The organism is Fructobacillus pseudoficulneus (assembly GCF_900108455.1).
Lineage (GTDB): Bacteria > Bacillota > Bacilli > Lactobacillales > Lactobacillaceae > Fructobacillus > Fructobacillus pseudoficulneus.
In genome coordinates this window covers 351,046-368,645 of the sequence record NZ_FNWS01000001.1, presented here as the reverse complement: position 1 = coordinate 368,645, position 17,600 = coordinate 351,046, and the positions used below count along the sequence as shown (strand labels likewise).

Sequence of the window (17,600 nt, the reverse complement as noted above, 5' to 3'; positions counted from 1 at the left end):
TGTTCGGTTTCTATTGCTATCTTTTTTCTAATTTTTTAGTTATAATGATTTTATTGTTAATTATATATTAATTAAATTTTAATAAAAGGTAGGTGCCTCATGGCTTCAATTCAACGTCTCTATGAAACTTTCCAACCTGATCATTATGATTTGTTTTTGGATATTTCGCGTGAAAATAAATTAATTGCCGGAAAAACGAAAATTCATGGTCAGGTAACGACCACGGATGTGGCAATTCACCAACATGATTTGGTGATTGAAACTTTAAAGGTAAATGGACAAGCTGTTGATTTTGAAGTCAATAACGACCAAGATCAAGTAACTTTTAAGGTCGATCAAGCAGGCGAAATCACCGTTGAGGTGACCTACCATGCTCCTTTGACGGACAACATGAATGGAATTTATCCTTCATATTATAATGTTGACGGCCAAGCCAAGCAGTTGGTTTCCACTCAATTTGAAACTTACTTTGCCCGCCAAGCCTTCCCTGGTATTGATGAACCAGAAGCAAAGGCCACTTTCTCATTGGCGATTAAGTTTGACGAAAAGCCAGGCGAATCAGTTATTTCAAACATGCCTGAAGCCAAGGTTGAAGAGGGTGTGCATTACTTTGATGAAACCGTTAAGATGTCAACTTATTTGCTAGGATTTGCCTTGGGTGACTTGCAAAATAAGAAGACAAAGACGACGTCAGGGGTTGAGATTGGGGTCTTTGCTACCAAGGCTCACCCTGCCGATAACTTGGACTTTGCCCTTGATATCGCCAAGCGGTCAATTGAATTCTTTGAAGACTTTTACCAAACGCCATACCCATTGCCACATTCATGGCAAGTGGCTTTGCCTGACTTTTCAGCTGGAGCGATGGAAAACTGGGGTGTCGTGACTTACCGAGAGGCTTGCCTGTTGGTCGACCCAAAGAATTCATCAATGGCAACCAAGCAATACGTGGCAACGATTGTGGCCCACGAATTGGCTCACCAATGGTTCGGTGACCTCGTCACGATGAAGTGGTGGGACGAATTATGGTTGAATGAATCATTTGCCAACATGATGGAATACTTGGCAACTGATCATTTGGAACCAGACTGGCACATTTGGGAATCATTTAACGCTGCTGAAGTACAAAAGGCTTTGCAACGTGATGCCATCTTGGGCGTACAACCTGTCCACGTTGAAGTACAACACCCAGAAGAAATCGATGCCTTGTTTGATCCAGCCATCGTTTACGCCAAGGGTGGTCATTTGCTCGTGATGGTTCGTTCATTGATTGGTGATGATGCCTTGCGGAATGGTTTGAAGGCCTACTTTGCTAAGAAGAAGTACAGTAACGCCACTGGTGATGACTTGTGGTCAGCTCTTGGTGAAGCCTCTGGCAAGAACATTGGCGAAATCATGCACTCTTGGTTGGAACAACCAGGTTACCCAGTTTTGTCAGTGACAGTTGAAGACGGCCGCGTTAAGGTCAGCCAAAAGCCATTCTACTTTGGCGGCGACAAGTCTGCCGTGCCAAATGTGGATTTACGTTTGTGGCAGGTACCATTGGCTGCTTCAGCACCATCAGCTCCGGATTTGTTGACTGAAAAGAGCATGGACTTGGGTGATTATGAAACATTGAAGGCTGAAAGCAATGGCGCTTTTGTCTTGAATGTTGGTAACGCCGGTCACTATATTGTTCAATACGACGATACTTTGTTGGCAGAACAGGTTGCGCATTTGTCAGAACAAGATGCAATTACGCAGGCTCAGTTCGTACAAAACTGCTTGTTGCTGGCTCAGGCCGGCCAAGGTTCATTTGCGGACTTGCTTTGGGTCTTGCCAAAGTTGGCTGAATCAAACTCTGAATTGGTTCAATCATTGATTTACCAAGTTATTAACCAAGTGAAGGCCTTTGCCGACGATGGCTCAGCCCTTGAAAAGGACTTGAAGGTCTTCGTTGATGGCCTGTCAAAGAAGCAGTTGGCTCGTCTTGGTTACGATAAGAAGGCTGGCGAAAACGTCGATGATGAAATGGTTCGTCCTCAGGTTTTGTCTGCCGCACTCTTTGCTAAGAACGCTGACTTGGTTGCTCATGCTCACGGTGTCTTTGAAGCTGCCGGTGGCGATGTAACAAAGCTAGCAGCCGATGGCCGTGCTGTCGTTTTGAAGAATGAAATTCAAAACTTTAACAGCCAGGAAAAGTTCAACCAATTCTTGACGGACTACCAACAGACAGCAAACGCCGCCTTGAAGTCTGACTTGGAAGCAGCCTTGGTTACGAGCCCAGAAGCTGGTCAGTTGGAAACTTTGGTGGCTAACTACCAAAACGCCGATGTGATTAAGCCTCAAGACTTGCGCGGTTGGTTCCAAGGAGTTCTTGGTAACGATAAGGGACAAGACTTGGCCTGGAATTGGGCAAAGAACAACTGGGATTGGTTGGAAGACCGTCTTGGTGGCGACATGTCCTTCACGTCTTACGTGACGGTGATTTCAAGAATTTTCAAGACGGAAGAAAAGTTGGCCGACTTTGAAAAGTTCTTTACGCCTAAGAAGGCCGAACCAGGTTTGGCTCGTGAAATTGTGATTGATCAAGCGGTGATTGATAACCGGGTCAAGACGATTGCAGCTCAAAAGGATGCGGTCACTCGTGCCGTCGCTTTGTTGGCAAAGAACTTTGCCTAATTTCTAATTAAAAAGCTTTGCAAAATAAAATGCGCCCACCAACTGGTGGACGCATTTTTGGTGAATAAAAAGACCGGCTGTTAGGCCGGTCTTTGTTTGTGTTAGTGCATGAATTAGCGTTCACCAGGAATAAAGGTGTCATTTTTGATTAATGAACGGAAGTTCTGGTGAACCTGGGAGAAGAGGTCGTCTGGACCGTTATTGAGCATCTCTTTTGGGAAGAAGAAACGCTGGTCCAAGGAAGCCCGTCCCTTAATGGAGGCGACCAAGGCGGACAAGTCCGACAATTCCCGGTGACTGCCATCTCCCAAAATCAAATCGATCTGAGTTCGAGGCTTCTTGGCGGTTGGTTTGTAGTCATCATAGGGCAGGTCGTAGGCGTCGTTTTGGGCCGTGTAGTAGATTGGATCAAAGCCGGCATCCTTAACGACTTGTTCCAGCTCGTCGATGTAAGGCGCTGATTGTTCGTTAATCTGGATTGACTTAAATGGCTTGCGGTTTAAGAAGCGGGAAGACAGGTCGGACAGGATTTGGTCCGGATAGTCCTGCCAGCCATTGATAGCCGTCATGAAGAGGTTATCATCAAGACGTAAGTATTCTTGTACCGTTAAGTCATGGTCGGCTTCAAAGACGGGGGCCAAGAGCGGACCAACTAGGTCGCTAGGATTATGACCCTCGACCAATAGTTCTTTGACGCGGCCAAGCAAGTGCTCCAAGATTACTTCCATCCCCCGAGATACCGGGTGGAAATAAACCTGCAAGTACATCTGATAACGGGAAACGATGTAGTCTTCGACCGCATGCATTCCGGAGATGTCAAAGCCGATTCCGGTTGCGCAAGGCTTCATCGTCCGCATGATGCGGTCAATATCAAATTCACCATAGGCGGCCCCGGTGTAGTAGGCGTCCCGGAGTAAGTAATCCATCCGGTCGACATCCAGTTGACTGGAAATCAGTTGAACAACCTGCTGGTTGGGGTAAGTCTTAGCGATGACCGAAGCGACTTTATTCGGAAAGTCGGGACTGTAGGACTGCAAGACTCGGTTAATTTCGGTGTCTCCAGTGATGATGGCCTGAGTCATCATTTCATGGTTGGTATTAAAGAGGTGCTCAAAAGTATGAGAAAAAGCGCCGTGACCGACATCGTGTAGCAAAGCGGCCACAATCGTGACCATTTGCTCTTCAGGATTCCAAAGGCCATCGCCTTCTGTTTGGCTTTGGTAATACTGATTGAAGTAATCAGTAATCCGCCGAGCAAGTTCATAGGCCCCGACTGAGTGACCAAAGCGGTCGTGTACAGCGCCGTGGAAAACAAAGGCGGTCACGCCAAGTTGTTCGACACGACGAAGGCGTTGAAACTCAGGGGTGTTAATTAAATCCAAGACCAACTGATCTTGAATGTGAATGAATTGATGGATTGGATCGCGGAGGACTTTTTCGTGTGCTAATTTTTCCGACATATTTGACCTTTCCCTTCGTGTTGTTTCTTATTATAATGTATCTAGGTGTTTTATGCATTTTTTAGGAGTGATTTTATTCAAATGAACCAACAAGAGGTCCAATTGCAGATTGTTAACCAGGTTTTCCAGGATGGTGGCGACGAACGCTATGAGGTAGCGACCGATGGTGTTTTAACCACCAAGGGCGAAAGTTTTTATCTGGCTTATACTGAAACTTTGCCGGAACAGCCGGATACCAAGGTCGTCTTCAAATTCAAGGGTGACCAGGTTACCATTAACCGGCATAACGTCACGAAGACACGGATGGTTTTTGAAATGGGCTTGGTTGATCACCAGCCGTATCAAACAGTGGCGGGGATGATGATTTTAGCGACCAATACCCAAAAAATGGAAATTGAATTTGATGAAGCAACTGGAACCGGTCAGTTAGATTTGTCTTATTCTTTGACGGCTAACGGGGATGTTGTCGGCCAGTACCAGGTCGCCTTGCAATTTGGACCAAAATCCAGTATACTCAACTAGTTAGAAGCGCGAAAGGACGAGAGCCATGTCAAATTTAGAAAACGGTCAACTCAAGGAAGAAATGTCCTTGGTCGAAATCGCTACGGCTATTTTAGCTGAGAAAAAGCAGGCAATGGCCTTTACTGATCTAGTATCGGCTATCCAAGATTACTTGGAAATTGATGCGGAAACTTTCCGTACCCGCCTATCACAATTTTATACTGACTTGAACACGGATGGTTCTTTTATTTCTTTGGGAAATAATGAATGGGCCTTGCGTTTGTGGTATCCAGTTGATGCCATTGACGAATCAATTCATGAAATTGATGATGAAGAAGAAAAGCCAAAGAAGAAAAAGGCATCAAAGAAGGTCAACGTCTTTGCCGATTCAGCAGCTGCTGATGATGACGTGATTGACTATAACGATGATGACCCTGAAGATGATGACTTTGATGATATCGAAGGTCACAATGCAGAAACCGGTGACGGTAATGATGCAGATGATGACGACGATGCAGAAAAGGATGAAGCCATCGAAGATAATCTGACAGAATTAGCTGGCTCAGATGATTTGGATGACTTATCTGACGGGGATGAGGACTAATTTATTAGTAAATATTTTTTCGAAAAAGTATTGCTTTTTAGCCCTTCCTTCGGTAATATATATAAATGTGCTAGAGCACAGGATTGCTTCCGTAACTCAGTTGGTTAGAGTAGGGGATTTTTAATCCCAAGGTCCTCGGTTCGAATCCGAGCGGGAGCACTGAGTTAATCAGGCGACCTTGGGTGATTCCAAAAAAAGCAGAACTTATACAAGCTCTGCTTTTTTGTTTGCAAATTTTTATAAAGAAAAACAGGACCTTTTCAATCAAAGAAAGGTCCTGTTTTTTATTTTAATAAAACCAAGTATCGTAAACCGTAATCGGCTCATGACGCTTTTGTTGGCTGTCAGCATACAATGATTCGATTTGTTCGGCGGCTGCGTCAGGGACGTCTTTGCCTTCCAAATAGTCGTCGATTAATTTGTATGAGACACCCAAAGCTGTTTCGTCTGGTAATTGTGGTCTGTCGTCCTCTAAATCGGCCGTAGGCGTCTTTTTATAGAGGTGAGCGGGTGCTTGCAAGGCTTCCAACATTTGACGGCCCTGGCGCTTGTTAAGACGCCAGAGTGGGTTGATGTCTGTGCCACCATCACCGTATTTGGTGAAGAAGCCGGCGAAGGCTTCGGCCGCGTGATCGGTTCCGATGACCACGGCATTATGCTCGCGGGCAACCGCATATTGGGCAATCATCCGCATCTTGGGCTTAATGGAACCGCGGCTCATGTCATCGACGGTTAAACCGGCCAAACGTAATGATGCGACCATCGCATCCGTTGCGTCTTTGATGTTGGTTGTCACTGTTTGGTCGGGATTGATGAAGGCCAGTGCGTCTTGGGCATCGGCCTCATCTTTTTGTTCACCATAGGGCTGGCGGATGGCGACGAATTGGTAGTCAGCACCGGTTTCTTGCCGTAACTCGTCGATGGCAATCTGGCCAATCTTGCCGGCCAAAGTTGAATCTTGACCACCACTAACCGCGATGGCTAGGCCGGTATAAATGCTGTGTGTCAGGTACTGCTTTAGCAAATCGACTGACCGGCGAATTTCTTCCTGGGGGTCGATGATTGGCTGTACGTGTAGGTCTGCAATGATTTCAGCTTGTTTGGCTCTCATTGTTTTGGCATCTCCTTAATATCTTGACGAATGTCGTGAATTAGCTTGGTTTTGGCATCATAAAGGCTTTGAGACAGGTCAACCGGATAGGTTTCTGGATTCAAAATTCGCTTGTATTCATCCCAAAGGTTAGCCAAAGAATTCTTGGCGTAGTCCTTGATGGCAAAAATGTCCGGCAAATCATAGACGAGCTGACCAGCAACAAAAATGTCATGCAAAATTGGGGTGGCGACGAAGTCGGTCACCTCTTTTGAAATCACCGGATGGTTGGGGTCAAACATGTGCAGGCTTTGCAGGTCGTTTGGATTTTCATCCGCATAGGTCAAGTAGTCACCCTCAGACTTGCCATCCTTTTTATCGGTGATCCGCCAAATTTGCTTCTTACCAGGTGTCGAAATCTTAGCGACGTTGTTAGACAACTTGATGGTGTCTTGCCCGTCGATGCTAACCATCTTGTAAACCGCCCCGAGGGCTGGTTGGTCATAGGCAGTAATTAATTTGGTTCCAATCCCCCAGACGTCGATTTTAGCACCTTGAATCTTGAGGTTTAAAATCGTGTTTTCGTCCAAGTCATTAGAAGCGTAAATCTTGGCATCGGTAAAGCCGGCTTCATCGAGCATGGCCCGGACCTTCTTTGACAGGTAGGCCATGTCACCGGAGTCAATCCGAACACCCTGGAAATTGATCTTGTCGCCAAATTCTTTAGCGACTTTGATCGCATTTGGTACACCAGATTTCAGGGTGTCAAATGTGTCGACCAAAAAGACGACGTCATGGTGGGTGCTAGCATAAGCCTTGAAGGCTTCGTAGTCACTTTGGTAGGCCTGCACTAGTGCGTGGGCATGGGTCCCAGAAATGGGAATGTGGAAGAGTTTGCCGGCCCGGACATTTGAAGTGGCATCAAAGCCACCAATAAAGGCGGCCCGAGTGCCCCAAAGGGCGGCATCTAATTCTTGGGCGCGGCGGGTTCCAAATTCTAATAGGGGCTGGCCGTTAGTGACCGAAGCAATCCGCGCAGCCTTGGTTGAAATCAAGGTTTGGAAATTAATGATGTTTAAAATTAATGTTTCCAACAATTGGGCATCCACGAGGGGGCCGTCGACTTGGACTATTGGTTCGTGATTAAACATCACTTCCCCTTCATAGGCGGCCCGAATGGTGGCGGTGAGTTGCCAGTTTTTCAGATAAGTTAAAAAGTCTTCTTCATATAAGTTCAGTGACCGAAGGTAGTCAAGGTCGTCTTGACTGAAGTGTAATCCTTCTAAGGCCTTGACCATCCGTTCTAGTCCAGTGAAGATAACATAACCGTTATCAAAGGGCATGTTGCGGAAGTAGGCCTCAAACACGACCGGCTTTTGGTCGATGCCTTGCTTCCAATAGGTATAAATCATATTAATTTGGTAGGCGTCTGTGTGCAGCACCAGTGAATCGTCAGTATACATAGGAATGTCCTTTTTCATACCATTATACTAATCAATTGCCCCTAGGGGTAGCCGGGATTTTCAAATGTCAATTAACATTTTGGTGTCGCTATGTTGCTAATTTTTTCTGATTGTAAAGTAAAAGTAATGGAGTTTAGAACCGTTGTTCTGACAAGGGTTTTGGCTGTAATGGCCTGTATTTTTAAAATCGAACATCTGTTCTTTCTAAATAAATCGTTGTACTATTTGAGTTACACAAATACAAAAAAACAGGAGGAAATAATTTAGAATGGTAGAAGCAATGAAAGCAAATCGTTTATCAAATTTGACCGTTGTGAAGCGCAGCGGTGAGGAGATGCCCTTTTATGATTATAAAGTTGAATTTGCCCTCCATCAGCTTGGTTTAGCGGATGAAGAAGCAGATGCGATTTTTGATCAATTGGTCGCTGACCTGAGCCACCGCCAAAGTGTTTTGGCAAAAGACATTCATGACCTGCTGATTTCTTATTTAGAAAATGCTGGTTTTGAAGCTGCTGCTAACCGCTTCGAAAATTATTATCAGAAGGACAAACAAAAGTTCGCTGATGCCTCCAATGTTCAAAAACGTATCGAAAAATTGTTCGACAAAGACGAGGACGTTGTCCACGAAAATGCCAACAAGGACAGTCGGGTCTTCAATACGCAGCGGGACTTGGAAGCTGGAGCCGCTAGTCGGGCATTGGGTATGCAGATGTTGCCACCATTGGTGGCCAAGGCGCACATGCGTGGGAATATCCACTGGCACGACTTGGACTATTCCCCAGTTACGCCGGCGACTAACTGTTGCTTGATCGACTTTGACAACCTGTTGAACAACGGCTACAAGATTGGAAATGCCTGGGTCGACAGTCCCAAGTCAATTCAAACAGCCACGGCGCAGATGTCACAAATTATTGCTAACGTCGCTTCCTCACAGTATGGTGGTTGCTCGGCCAACCGGATTGACCAACTCTTAGCACCGTTTGCCCAAAAAAATTATGACAAGCACCTAGTTGATGCGAAAAATTGGGTGACTGAAGCAAAGCAAGAAGAATACGCCAAGGCCAAGACGAAGAAGGATATCTACGACGCCATGCAGGCCTTGGAATACGAAATCAACACCTTGTATTCTTCACAGGGACAAACGCCCTTTACCACTATTAACTTTGGTTTGGGAACGAGCTGGATTGAACGCGAAATCCAACGGGCCATCTTGCAAATCCGTATTAAGGGTCTCGGCAAGGAACGACGGACGGCCATCTTCCCTAAGTTGATTTTCACTGTGAAGAAGGGCTTAAATTTTGCCCCAATCGATCCAAATTATGACATTAAACAATTGGCTTTGGAATGCTCAACCAAGCGGATGTATCCGGATTTGTTGATGTATGACAAGATTGTCGAAATCACCGGATCATTCAAGACGCCAATGGGCTGCCGCTCATTCTTGCAGGGATGGAAGGATGAAAACGGCAAGGAAGTTAATTCCGGCCGGATGAACTTGGGTGTTGTCACCGTCAATTTGCCACGAGTTGCTCTTTTTGCCCACGGCGACAAGGAAGAGTTCTGGAAGATTTTTGATGAAAAAATCAAGTTGACGCACGAAGCCTTGGCCTACCGGATTGAACGAACTAAGGAAGCCGTGCCCGAAAATGCGCCTTTGCTTTATATGTATGGGGCCTTTGGTAAGCGGTTGAAGAAGACGGATAGCGTTGATGAAGTCTTTAAGAATAGCCGCGCTACCGTTTCACTTGGCTACATCGGTCTCTACGAAACCGCCGCTGCCTTTTATGGCTCACATTGGGAACAAAACCAAGAGGCGCACGACTTTGCTGAAGAAATTGTCAAGCGGATGCACGATTACTGTGTCGAATGGGAAAAGGAAAGTGGTTACCACTACAGCCTTTACTCAACCCCAGCCGAATCGTTGACCGATACCTTCTGCGAAGCCGATATCGAAAAGTTTGGTAAGGTGGCCGACATCACCGACAAGGAATACTACACGAACAGTTTCCACTACGATGTCCGCAAGCACCCAACACCATTTGACAAGATTAGTTTTGAAGAAGCCTTTCCAAAGTATGCTGCTGGTGGCTTTATTCACTACTGTGAGTATCCAAACTTGCGTCAAAACCCACAGGCTCTAGAAGCCGTTTGGGACTGGGCCTATGACCATGTTGGCTATCTTGGAACGAACACATCAATCGATAAGTGTTTCAAATGTGGTTTCTCTGGCGATTTTAAGGCAACCGCTAAGGGCTTTGAATGTCCTGAATGTGGGAACCATGATCCCCAGATGTGTGATGTGGTAAAGCGAACTTGTGGCTACCTGGGAAATCCTCAGCAACGACCAATGGTTCACGGCCGTCACGTTGAAATTGCCTCACGGGCAAAGCACTTAACACAGGAGATGATTACAGATGTCGCAAGCTACCAGAAAACCAAACAATCCGATGCCCAAAGAATGGACCGCGAAAGAGCTTAGTCAAGGCTTTATCGCCGACTACAAGGCCTTTAACTTTGTCGATGGGGAAGGGGTTCGCTGCTCTTTGTATGTATCTGGCTGCAAGTTTATGTGCCCGGGTTGCTATAACGTTGTGGCGCAAAACTTTCATTACGGCCACCCTTATTCACAGGAGTTGGAAGATCAGATCATTGAAGATTTGAGCCAGGACTATGTCCAGGGCCTGACTTTGCTCGGTGGGGAACCTTTCTTGAATACCCAAGTTTGCATCCAGTTGGCCAAGCGAATTCGCCAAGAATTCGGTCACACCAAGGACATTTGGTCATGGACTGGTTATACCTGGGATGAATTGCAACAAGAAACGGATGACAAATTGGAATTATTGTCATTAATCGACATCCTCGTCGACGGTCGTTTTTTGGAAGACCAAAAGGATTTGACCCTGCAATTCCGCGGGAGTGCCAATCAACGCATTATCGATGTGCCAAAGTCATTGGCCAGCGGTGATGTTGTGATTTGGGACAAGCTCGTTCGCTAGGCTAAAGGCGAAATCAATACTTACCAAAAGAGCCACAGAGCTTTCCTGGCTGGTTGTCCACCATCAAAGAAATGTGGCTCTTCGTGTCTCTATTTACTGAAAAATGGGGCAAATTTGGAGAATGGAAGACAAATGAAGACGTTAAAAATAACAGACCTCCATGTTGAAATTGAGGGAAAGGAGATCCTCAAAGGGGTGAATTTGACCGTCAATACCGGTGAAATTCACGCCATCATGGGGCCTAATGGAACCGGAAAATCGACCCTTTCACAAACGATTATGGGTCACCCGGCCTATCAAATTACCCGGGGAACCATTGAGCTAGATGGGCAGGATTTGGCCGAAATGACGGTTGATGAGCGGGCCCGAGCAGGACTTTTTTTGGCCATGCAATATCCGGCTGAAATTCAAGGGGTCACGAACTTTGAATTTATGCGAGCTGCGGTGAATGCCCGCCGCCCAGAAGACGACCAGGTCGATGTCATGACTTTCATGAAGGACCTCGACCGAAATCGAGAGTTTCTTTCGATGAGTGTCGAAATGTCGAGCCGTTATTTGAATGAAGGCTTTTCCGGTGGTGAAAAGAAGCGCAATGAAATTTTGCAAATGTTGATGATCAAGCCGACCATCGCCATCTTGGATGAAATCGATTCCGGCCTGGACATCGATGCCCTAAAAGTGGTTTCCAAAGGGGTGAACAGCATGCGCTCGGATAACTTTGCGACCCTCATGATTACCCACTATCAGCGCTTGCTCGATTACATTGTGCCGGACTATGTTCATGTGATGATGGGTGGCAAAATTGTAAAAACCGGTGGGCCGGCCTTGGCCAAGCGGTTGGAAGGTGAAGGTTATGCGGCCTTGCGCGATGAACTTGGCCTGCAAATTGCCCTGACTGATGAAGATGTTTAGGCGGTGGTGAGATGGAAGTGATGGAAAAAACGGAAGTACTCCCTTTACCTGTTTTTGACAAAGTCCGCTTTGATCGCTGGGGCTTAACAGAAATGACGGCTGGCCGTGAATCTAGTGCCGCTACCTTTTCGGCCCATGAAGGTGAAAACGGGATTGAAATTAATGGCCAAAGTGTCAACTATCATTATTTGTCAGACGAATTAAAGAAGGCTGGCGTCTTAATCATGCACATTGGTGATGCCAAGCTCCGCTATCCGGAGCTAGTGGACCGGGTTTTAGGAAGGGTGATTAATCCAAGTAGTGACCAATTAGTGGCGGACAATTTTGTCCAGTACAATACCGGCGCCTTTATCTATGTGCCAAAAAATATCCGACTCACGGAACCGCTCCACCTATATTTAAATCATCTGGCCAATGAGCAAGATACGGTGGCCCATGTTCTGGTGTATCTCGAGCAAAATAGCGAGCTGACTTTGTTAGCAGAAAGCCAGACGGTCGGTGTCAATGGCGGTAAAGTGTCACTGCTCAGCGAGGTCGTGGCGGGTCCGGGTAGCAAGTTAACTTACGTTAATTTTGATGATTTTGACCAGAACACAACGGCCTACTTAAACCGCCAGGCCAAAGTTGGCCAGGGAGCTGTGGTCGATTGGGTTAACGCCAGCTTTAGTGATGGACAAACTTTGAATCAATTGACCAGTACTTTATTGGGCGAAGGTGCTCAAAGTGATGTCAAAGTCGCTAGCTTTACCAACGGTCGGCAGACGCAGGGCTTTAATACCGAGGTCAAAAATGTTGGCCGACACACCGTTGGCCACATTTTCCAACGGGGTGTGATTTTGGACTCTGCCAACCTGATTTTTAATGGATTAGGCAAGATTATTAAGGGTTCCAAGGGATCCGATGCCCAACAAGAATCGCGCGTGTTGATGCTCTCACGGCGTGGTCGCGGTGAGGCCAACCCGCTGCTCTTAATTGACGAGAGTGATGTTACAGCTGGGCACGCAGCCTCGGTTGGTCAGGTCGATGACCAGCAACTGTATTATCTGATGAGTCGCGGCCTGCCGGAAGTTTTGGCTCGACGTCTCGTGGTGCGCGGCTTTGTCGGTGAAGTTTTGGCAGCCATTCCCGACCAAAGGCTGTTGGACCGGGTCGTGGCCGCAATTGAAAGAAAGTTGAATGATGAAAACGGTACGCAATGATTTTCCAATCTTAAATACGCAAATTAATGGTCGGCCACTGACTTATTTGGATGGTGCTGCGACCAGCCAAAAGCCCTGGCCGGTCTTGGATGCTGTGCAACAGTATTATTTGACGGAAAATGCCAATGTGCACCGTGGAGTCTATACCCTGTCAGAAGTAGCTACCAAAAGTTACGAGGGGGCGCGGGAAAAGGTCCAAAACTTTCTCCATGCGCCAAGCAGCCGCAATATTATCTTTACCAGGTCAACGACTGAGTCACTGAATTGGCTGGCGCAGGCCTACGGGCCGACGGTTGTCGGCCAGGGGGATGAAATCCTTTTAACTTACCTGGAGCACCACTCCAACATCGTTCCCTGGCAGGTGCTGGCACAGCGAGTTGGGGCGACCCTGAAATACGTCAAGTTAACGGCGGATGGCCAGATCGATTTGGCCGACTTTGCCCAGCAGTTGAGTCCCAAGACCAAGATCGTCAGTTTTGCCCATGTTTCTAATGTTTTGGGAACGGAGGCACCGGTGAAGGAAATGGCACGATTGGCCCATCAGGTCGGCGCGACAGTTGTCGTGGATGGTGCTCAGGCGGTGGCGCATTTGCCAGTGGATGTCTTAGACTTGGACGTTGATTTTTATGCTTTTTCTGGCCACAAAATGCTGGCACCAACAGGAATTGGTGTTCTTTACGGCAAAGAAGTGTTATTGGAACAAATGCCGCCAGCCCAATACGGCGGGGAAATGATTGAAGAGGTTGGACTGCAATCGTCAACCTACCAGGAATTACCCTGGCGCTTTGAAGCCGGCACGCCCAACATTGCTGGCGCAGTCGGTTTGGGTGCGGCCATTGATTATTTAGAGCACCTGGGAATGGCTGCAATCGCGGCCAAGGAAAGCGACTTAATGAAAACCGCTATCGCCGAGTTGTCGACCATTCCGGGCCTAGAAATCTATGGCCCGGTTGATCCAGCGGACCGCCACGGGGTCTTGTCCTTTAACATTAGCGGCGTTCACCCCCACGATGTGGCCACGATTTTAGACCAAGCGGGCGTTGAAGTTCGTGCCGGGCACCATTGCGCCCAGCCACTGATGCGCTACCTCGGCCAGGCGGCGACCGTGCGCGCCTCGTTTTCTTTTTATAACAACCAAGAAGACATTGTTCGCTTGGTTCAGGCGCTCAAGACGGTGAAGGAGTATTTTCCAAATGACTAATCCGGAACTAAATCAGCTTTATCGGCAAGTAATTGTTGATTATGCCAAAAATCCGCACCACTTTCGCCAAGATTTAGGAGAAGAAGCCCTTTCGGCGCGGCGGTTTAATGCCAGCTGCGGTGATGTTTTGCAAATTCAGTTGGTGATTGACCAGGAGAAAATTAGCGACGCAAGCTTTGACGGTCAGGGCTGTGCGATTTCGCTGGCCGCAACTTCGATGCTGTTAGACCAACTAATCGGACAAAGCTTGACGGAGGCCAGAACACTTTTGGCTGACTTTTCAAACCTAATTTTGGGCGCGGAAAATCAGGGGCAATCGGATTCTTTGGGTGAGTTGGAGTTGCTGGCCGGTATTCGGTCCTTTCCGGCGCGAATTAAGTGTGCCACATTGGCCGGTCATGTGGTGACGGATGTTCTCGATGAATTTGATGACTTAAACCAGAAAGGAGAGACCAATGGAAATTGACCGTCAGGAAGCTTTAGATAATACTAGGGCCGCGATTGGTGCCGATGAAGAATATGCCCATGGCTTTCACGATGACCATCAAGCCGTTTATTCGACGGGGCAGGGTCTGACCGAAGCAACCATTCGGCAAATTTCTGCTAAAAAGAATGAGCCCGAGTGGATGTTAGATTTTCGGCTCAAATCCTACGAGGCTTATTTGGCCATGCCGATGCAGACTTGGGGACCCGATTTGTCCAACTTGGACTTTGATGGGATTTACTACTATAACAAGCCCACCGATGAAAAATACCGGGATTGGGATGATGTGCCTCAGGACTTAAAGGACACTTTTGACCGGTTGGGTGTCCCGGAAGCAGAACGGAAGTGGCTGGCCGGGTCATCGGCCCAATACGAATCCGAGGTGGTCTACCATCGGATGAAAGAGGAATTTGAAAAAACCGGGATTATCTTTACGGATACGGATACGGCGGTCCAGGAATACCCAGAGTTGGTGCAAGAATACTTGGGTTCGTTGGTGCGACCTACCAATAACAAATTAGCCGCTTTGAATTCGGCCGTCTGGTCTGGTGGGACTTTTATCTATGTGCCAAAGGGAGTTCACGTGACGACACCAATCCAGTCTTACTTCCGGATTAATACGGAGCGGGAAGGGCAGTTTGAGCGGACCCTGATTATTGTTGATGAGGGTGCCCACGTTGACTATGTCGAGGGCTGCTCGGCACCGACCTATTCGGCCGACGCTTTGCATGCCGCGGTGGTCGAGGTCATCGTTAAAAAGGATGGTTACTGCCGTTATACCACCATCCAAAATTGGTCTAACAACGTTTATTCCCTGGAGACCAAGCGGTCTTCGGCTGCAGAAAATGCAACGATGGAATGGGTTGACGGTAACTTTGGCTCAAAGACGACCATGAAGTATCCGTCCGTTTATCTGAACGGGGAGGGCGCCCGGGGCACAATGCTCTCGATTGCGGTTGCCGGTGCCGGTGTTCACCTGGATTCCGGGGCCAAGATGATTCATAACGCCAAAAATACCTCATCTTTGATTGTTTCCAAGTCCATCGCTCACGATGGTGGAGCGACCGATTACCGGGGAACGGTGAAGTTTGGCCGTGATTCGGATGGGTCTTTTGCTCACGTGGAGTGTGACACCATCCTAGTTGATGATCAGTCTTCGGCTGATACGATTCCGTACAATACGGTTTTGAATGGGAATGTCTCGATGGAACATGAGGCGAAGGTTTCCAAGGTCTCAGAAGCCCAACTCTATTACTTGATGAGTCGGGGAATTTCCGCTAAAAAAGCAACCGAGATGATTGTGATGGGCTTTGTGGAGCCCTTTACCAAAGAGTTGCCAATGGAATATGCAGTTGAACTCAATCGCTTAATGAAGTTTGAAATGAGTGGATCAGTGGGGTAAATCAGTGGACGAAGCAAAAAGAAAAGAAATTATGAGTTCTTTGAGTCAAGTGATTGACCCGGACTTTCGCGTTGATGTTGTGAACCTGGGCTTTATCAATCACGTTGACTTAGATGACCAGGGCCAATGTACCCTAAACATGACGTTGACCGTGATTGGTTGCCCCATCATGGGCACGCTGGAAGAAATGGTCAGCGACGCAGTCAAGGAGATTGAAGGGGTAAATACCGTTCAAGTTGAATATTGCTGGGATCCGGCTTGGTCGGTGGCACGAATGACGCCATATGCCAAAGCGATGCTTGGTCTCAGCTAGCTAAAATAAAAAAAGGAGTAGGAAATGACAAACAGTCACAGTTGGAAGTTGGATATTAGCCGCTATGGCGCCTTTATTATTGGAATTTTAATTTTGGGAACCGGATTTTTAAGTACCGGAATGACCAAGTACCCTCAGTTAGTAGGGATGGCGGGGATTTCGTTTACTTTTGGACTTCGGCACGCCTTTGATGTCGATCATATTGCCGCCATTGACAATATGACCCGGAAAATGCTGAACGACCACAAAAATACCCGGGGAGTTGGTTTTTCATTTTCGTTTGGCCATTCTTTGGTGGTGGTTTTACTGACACTGTTGACGGTTTTGTTTGTGGAATGGGCTGACCATTCCTTGCCAATCCTAGAGTCCGTCGGTGGCATGTTTGGTACGATGATTGCTGCCGTGATGCTCTTACTTTTAGCTTGCTTTAATACCTTTATCCTGCGGGGCATTTGGAAAAATTTTCGCCACATGAAGCAAAAAACGCTTGATCCAGACAACCAGCAGCTGGCGGCGGAATCACGGATTTATCGACTGTTTATGAAGCTGCTCGGGATGATTAAGCACAACTGGCAGGTGGCCATTGTCGGTTTCTTATTTGGTCTTGGCTTCGATACCGCCACGCAGGTAGCGGTCTTGGCCACTTCAGCCACCGCTACCTCGGCTGGGGTGCCCTGGTATGCCATCTTGTCTGTGCCTCTGTTCTTTACGGCGGGGATGTGCCTGATGGATACCTTAGACGGCTTTTTCATGTCATCAACTTATAACTGGATTATTTCAACTTCCTACCGCAAGGTTTACTTTAACCTGATTTTGACGAGCATTTCGATCATCGCGGCCGGCTTTATCGGCTTAGTTGACTTGATTCAGTCGTTGAGTGCCATGTTCCACTTTGATAACTTCTTAACCCATTGGGCGGCTAGCCTCGACTTTAACGAATTAGGCATCATTTTGGTGGCCATTTTCATCTTAGCATGGGCCGTGGCCTTACTCATTTGGAAGGTGATGAACCTGTCACAGTACGACCAAATTAAGTCTTAAACCGCATTTGTTAGGACAATTGTTGTGAATTGATTGAGTTGTCTAGACCTGTCTTGACGAAAAAGGCTTGCATTTCTGAAAAGATGCGCTTAAAATTAACACTATTCATGAGAACGAGTAATTGCTACTAGTTGAAAAGAGACGTCACGGTTGGTGAAAGTGGCGGGCTAATGCGATGAAAACTCCCTCAGTTGTGGCCTTTGAGTAATGCGTGAAATGAAGCCCGGCTGCCAGCCGTTATCCTGGCATAAGAGTGTTGTTCGAGTCTTTTTACTT

15 protein-coding genes and 1 tRNA gene are annotated in these 17,600 nt (G+C 47.2%); 13 read left to right on the top strand and 3 right to left on the bottom strand.

The window, feature by feature from the left end:
• Positions 1–99 precede the first annotated feature (99 nt).
• Entirely contained in the window at positions 100–2,658 is a 2,559-nt protein-coding gene (locus BLW39_RS01695) for a M1 family metallopeptidase (protein WP_059376340.1), read from the top strand.
• 113 nt (positions 2,659–2,771) lie between these two features.
• On the opposite strand, the gene BLW39_RS01690 is transcribed toward BLW39_RS01695, so the two are convergent.
• Positions 2,772–4,118: an HD domain-containing protein gene (locus tag BLW39_RS01690; protein ID WP_059376329.1), complete on the bottom strand. Its 1,347-nt coding sequence runs from the start codon at positions 4,116–4,118 to the stop codon at positions 2,772–2,774.
• Positions 4,119–4,199: 81 nt separating this feature from the next.
• Between BLW39_RS01690 and BLW39_RS01685 the strand changes: the two genes are divergently transcribed.
• The 3 genes from BLW39_RS01685 (at position 4,200) to BLW39_RS01675 (ending at position 5,382) form a co-directional block, all read left to right on the top strand.
• Positions 4,200–4,640 carry a YwiB family protein gene (locus tag BLW39_RS01685; protein WP_074717679.1) on the top strand — a complete coding sequence of 147 codons (441 nt, stop codon included), beginning with the start codon at positions 4,200–4,202 and terminating at the stop codon, positions 4,638–4,640.
• Between the two features lie 25 nt (positions 4,641–4,665).
• Entirely contained in the window at positions 4,666–5,223 is a 558-nt protein-coding gene (gene rpoE, locus BLW39_RS01680; protein ID WP_059376319.1) for a DNA-directed RNA polymerase subunit delta, read from the top strand.
• Between the two features lie 85 nt (positions 5,224–5,308).
• Positions 5,309–5,382 (top strand) — tRNA-Lys (locus BLW39_RS01675).
• A 130-nt stretch (positions 5,383–5,512) separates the two neighbouring features.
• On the opposite strand, the gene nadE is transcribed toward BLW39_RS01675, so the two are convergent.
• Positions 5,513–6,334, bottom strand: coding sequence for an ammonia-dependent NAD(+) synthetase (gene nadE / locus BLW39_RS01670; protein WP_059376316.1), 822 nt, complete (start codon positions 6,332–6,334; stop codon positions 5,513–5,515).
• Entirely contained in the window at positions 6,331–7,794 is a 1,464-nt protein-coding gene (locus BLW39_RS01665) for a nicotinate phosphoribosyltransferase (protein ID WP_059376312.1), read from the bottom strand. Before BLW39_RS01665 ends, nadE begins: the two co-directional genes overlap by 4 nt.
• A gap of 250 nt (positions 7,795–8,044) precedes the next feature.
• Between BLW39_RS01665 and nrdD the strand changes: the two genes are divergently transcribed.
• From nrdD to BLW39_RS01620, 9 genes are all read left to right on the top strand, one after another.
• Complete coding sequence (gene nrdD / locus BLW39_RS01660) at positions 8,045–10,255, top strand: anaerobic ribonucleoside-triphosphate reductase (protein ID WP_059376311.1); 2,211 nt, start codon at positions 8,045–8,047, stop codon at positions 10,253–10,255.
• Positions 10,191–10,772: an anaerobic ribonucleoside-triphosphate reductase activating protein gene (nrdG, locus tag BLW39_RS01655; RefSeq protein WP_059376303.1), complete on the top strand. Its 582-nt coding sequence runs from the start codon at positions 10,191–10,193 to the stop codon at positions 10,770–10,772. The genes nrdD and nrdG overlap by 65 nt, the downstream gene beginning before the upstream one ends.
• 132 nt (positions 10,773–10,904) lie before the next feature.
• Complete coding sequence (gene sufC / locus BLW39_RS01650) at positions 10,905–11,684, top strand: Fe-S cluster assembly ATPase SufC (RefSeq protein WP_059376300.1); 780 nt, start codon at positions 10,905–10,907, stop codon at positions 11,682–11,684.
• 11 nt (positions 11,685–11,695) lie between these two features.
• Positions 11,696–12,883, top strand: a complete 1,188-nt coding sequence (gene sufD, locus BLW39_RS01645) for a Fe-S cluster assembly protein SufD (RefSeq protein WP_059376297.1) — start codon at positions 11,696–11,698, stop codon at positions 12,881–12,883.
• The gene (locus BLW39_RS01640; RefSeq protein WP_059376338.1) at positions 12,864–14,084 is read left to right on the top strand and encodes a cysteine desulfurase; all 1,221 of its coding nucleotides are present in this window, start codon (positions 12,864–12,866) and stop codon (positions 14,082–14,084) included. The genes sufD and BLW39_RS01640 overlap by 20 nt, the downstream gene beginning before the upstream one ends.
• A complete protein-coding gene (sufU, locus tag BLW39_RS01635) occupies positions 14,077–14,550 on the top strand; it encodes a Fe-S cluster assembly sulfur transfer protein SufU (protein WP_059376294.1) in 474 nt (157 codons plus the stop codon). Before BLW39_RS01640 ends, sufU begins: the two co-directional genes overlap by 8 nt.
• A complete protein-coding gene (gene sufB, locus BLW39_RS01630) occupies positions 14,540–15,970 on the top strand; it encodes a Fe-S cluster assembly protein SufB (protein ID WP_059376291.1) in 1,431 nt (476 codons plus the stop codon). The genes sufU and sufB overlap by 11 nt, the downstream gene beginning before the upstream one ends.
• A gap of 4 nt (positions 15,971–15,974) precedes the next feature.
• Positions 15,975–16,283, top strand: coding sequence for a metal-sulfur cluster assembly factor (locus BLW39_RS01625; protein ID WP_242975624.1), 309 nt, complete (start codon positions 15,975–15,977; stop codon positions 16,281–16,283).
• A 24-nt stretch (positions 16,284–16,307) separates the two neighbouring features.
• Positions 16,308–17,324, top strand: a complete 1,017-nt coding sequence (locus BLW39_RS01620; RefSeq protein ID WP_059376285.1) for a HoxN/HupN/NixA family nickel/cobalt transporter — start codon at positions 16,308–16,310, stop codon at positions 17,322–17,324.
• Positions 17,325–17,600 lie beyond the last annotated feature (276 nt).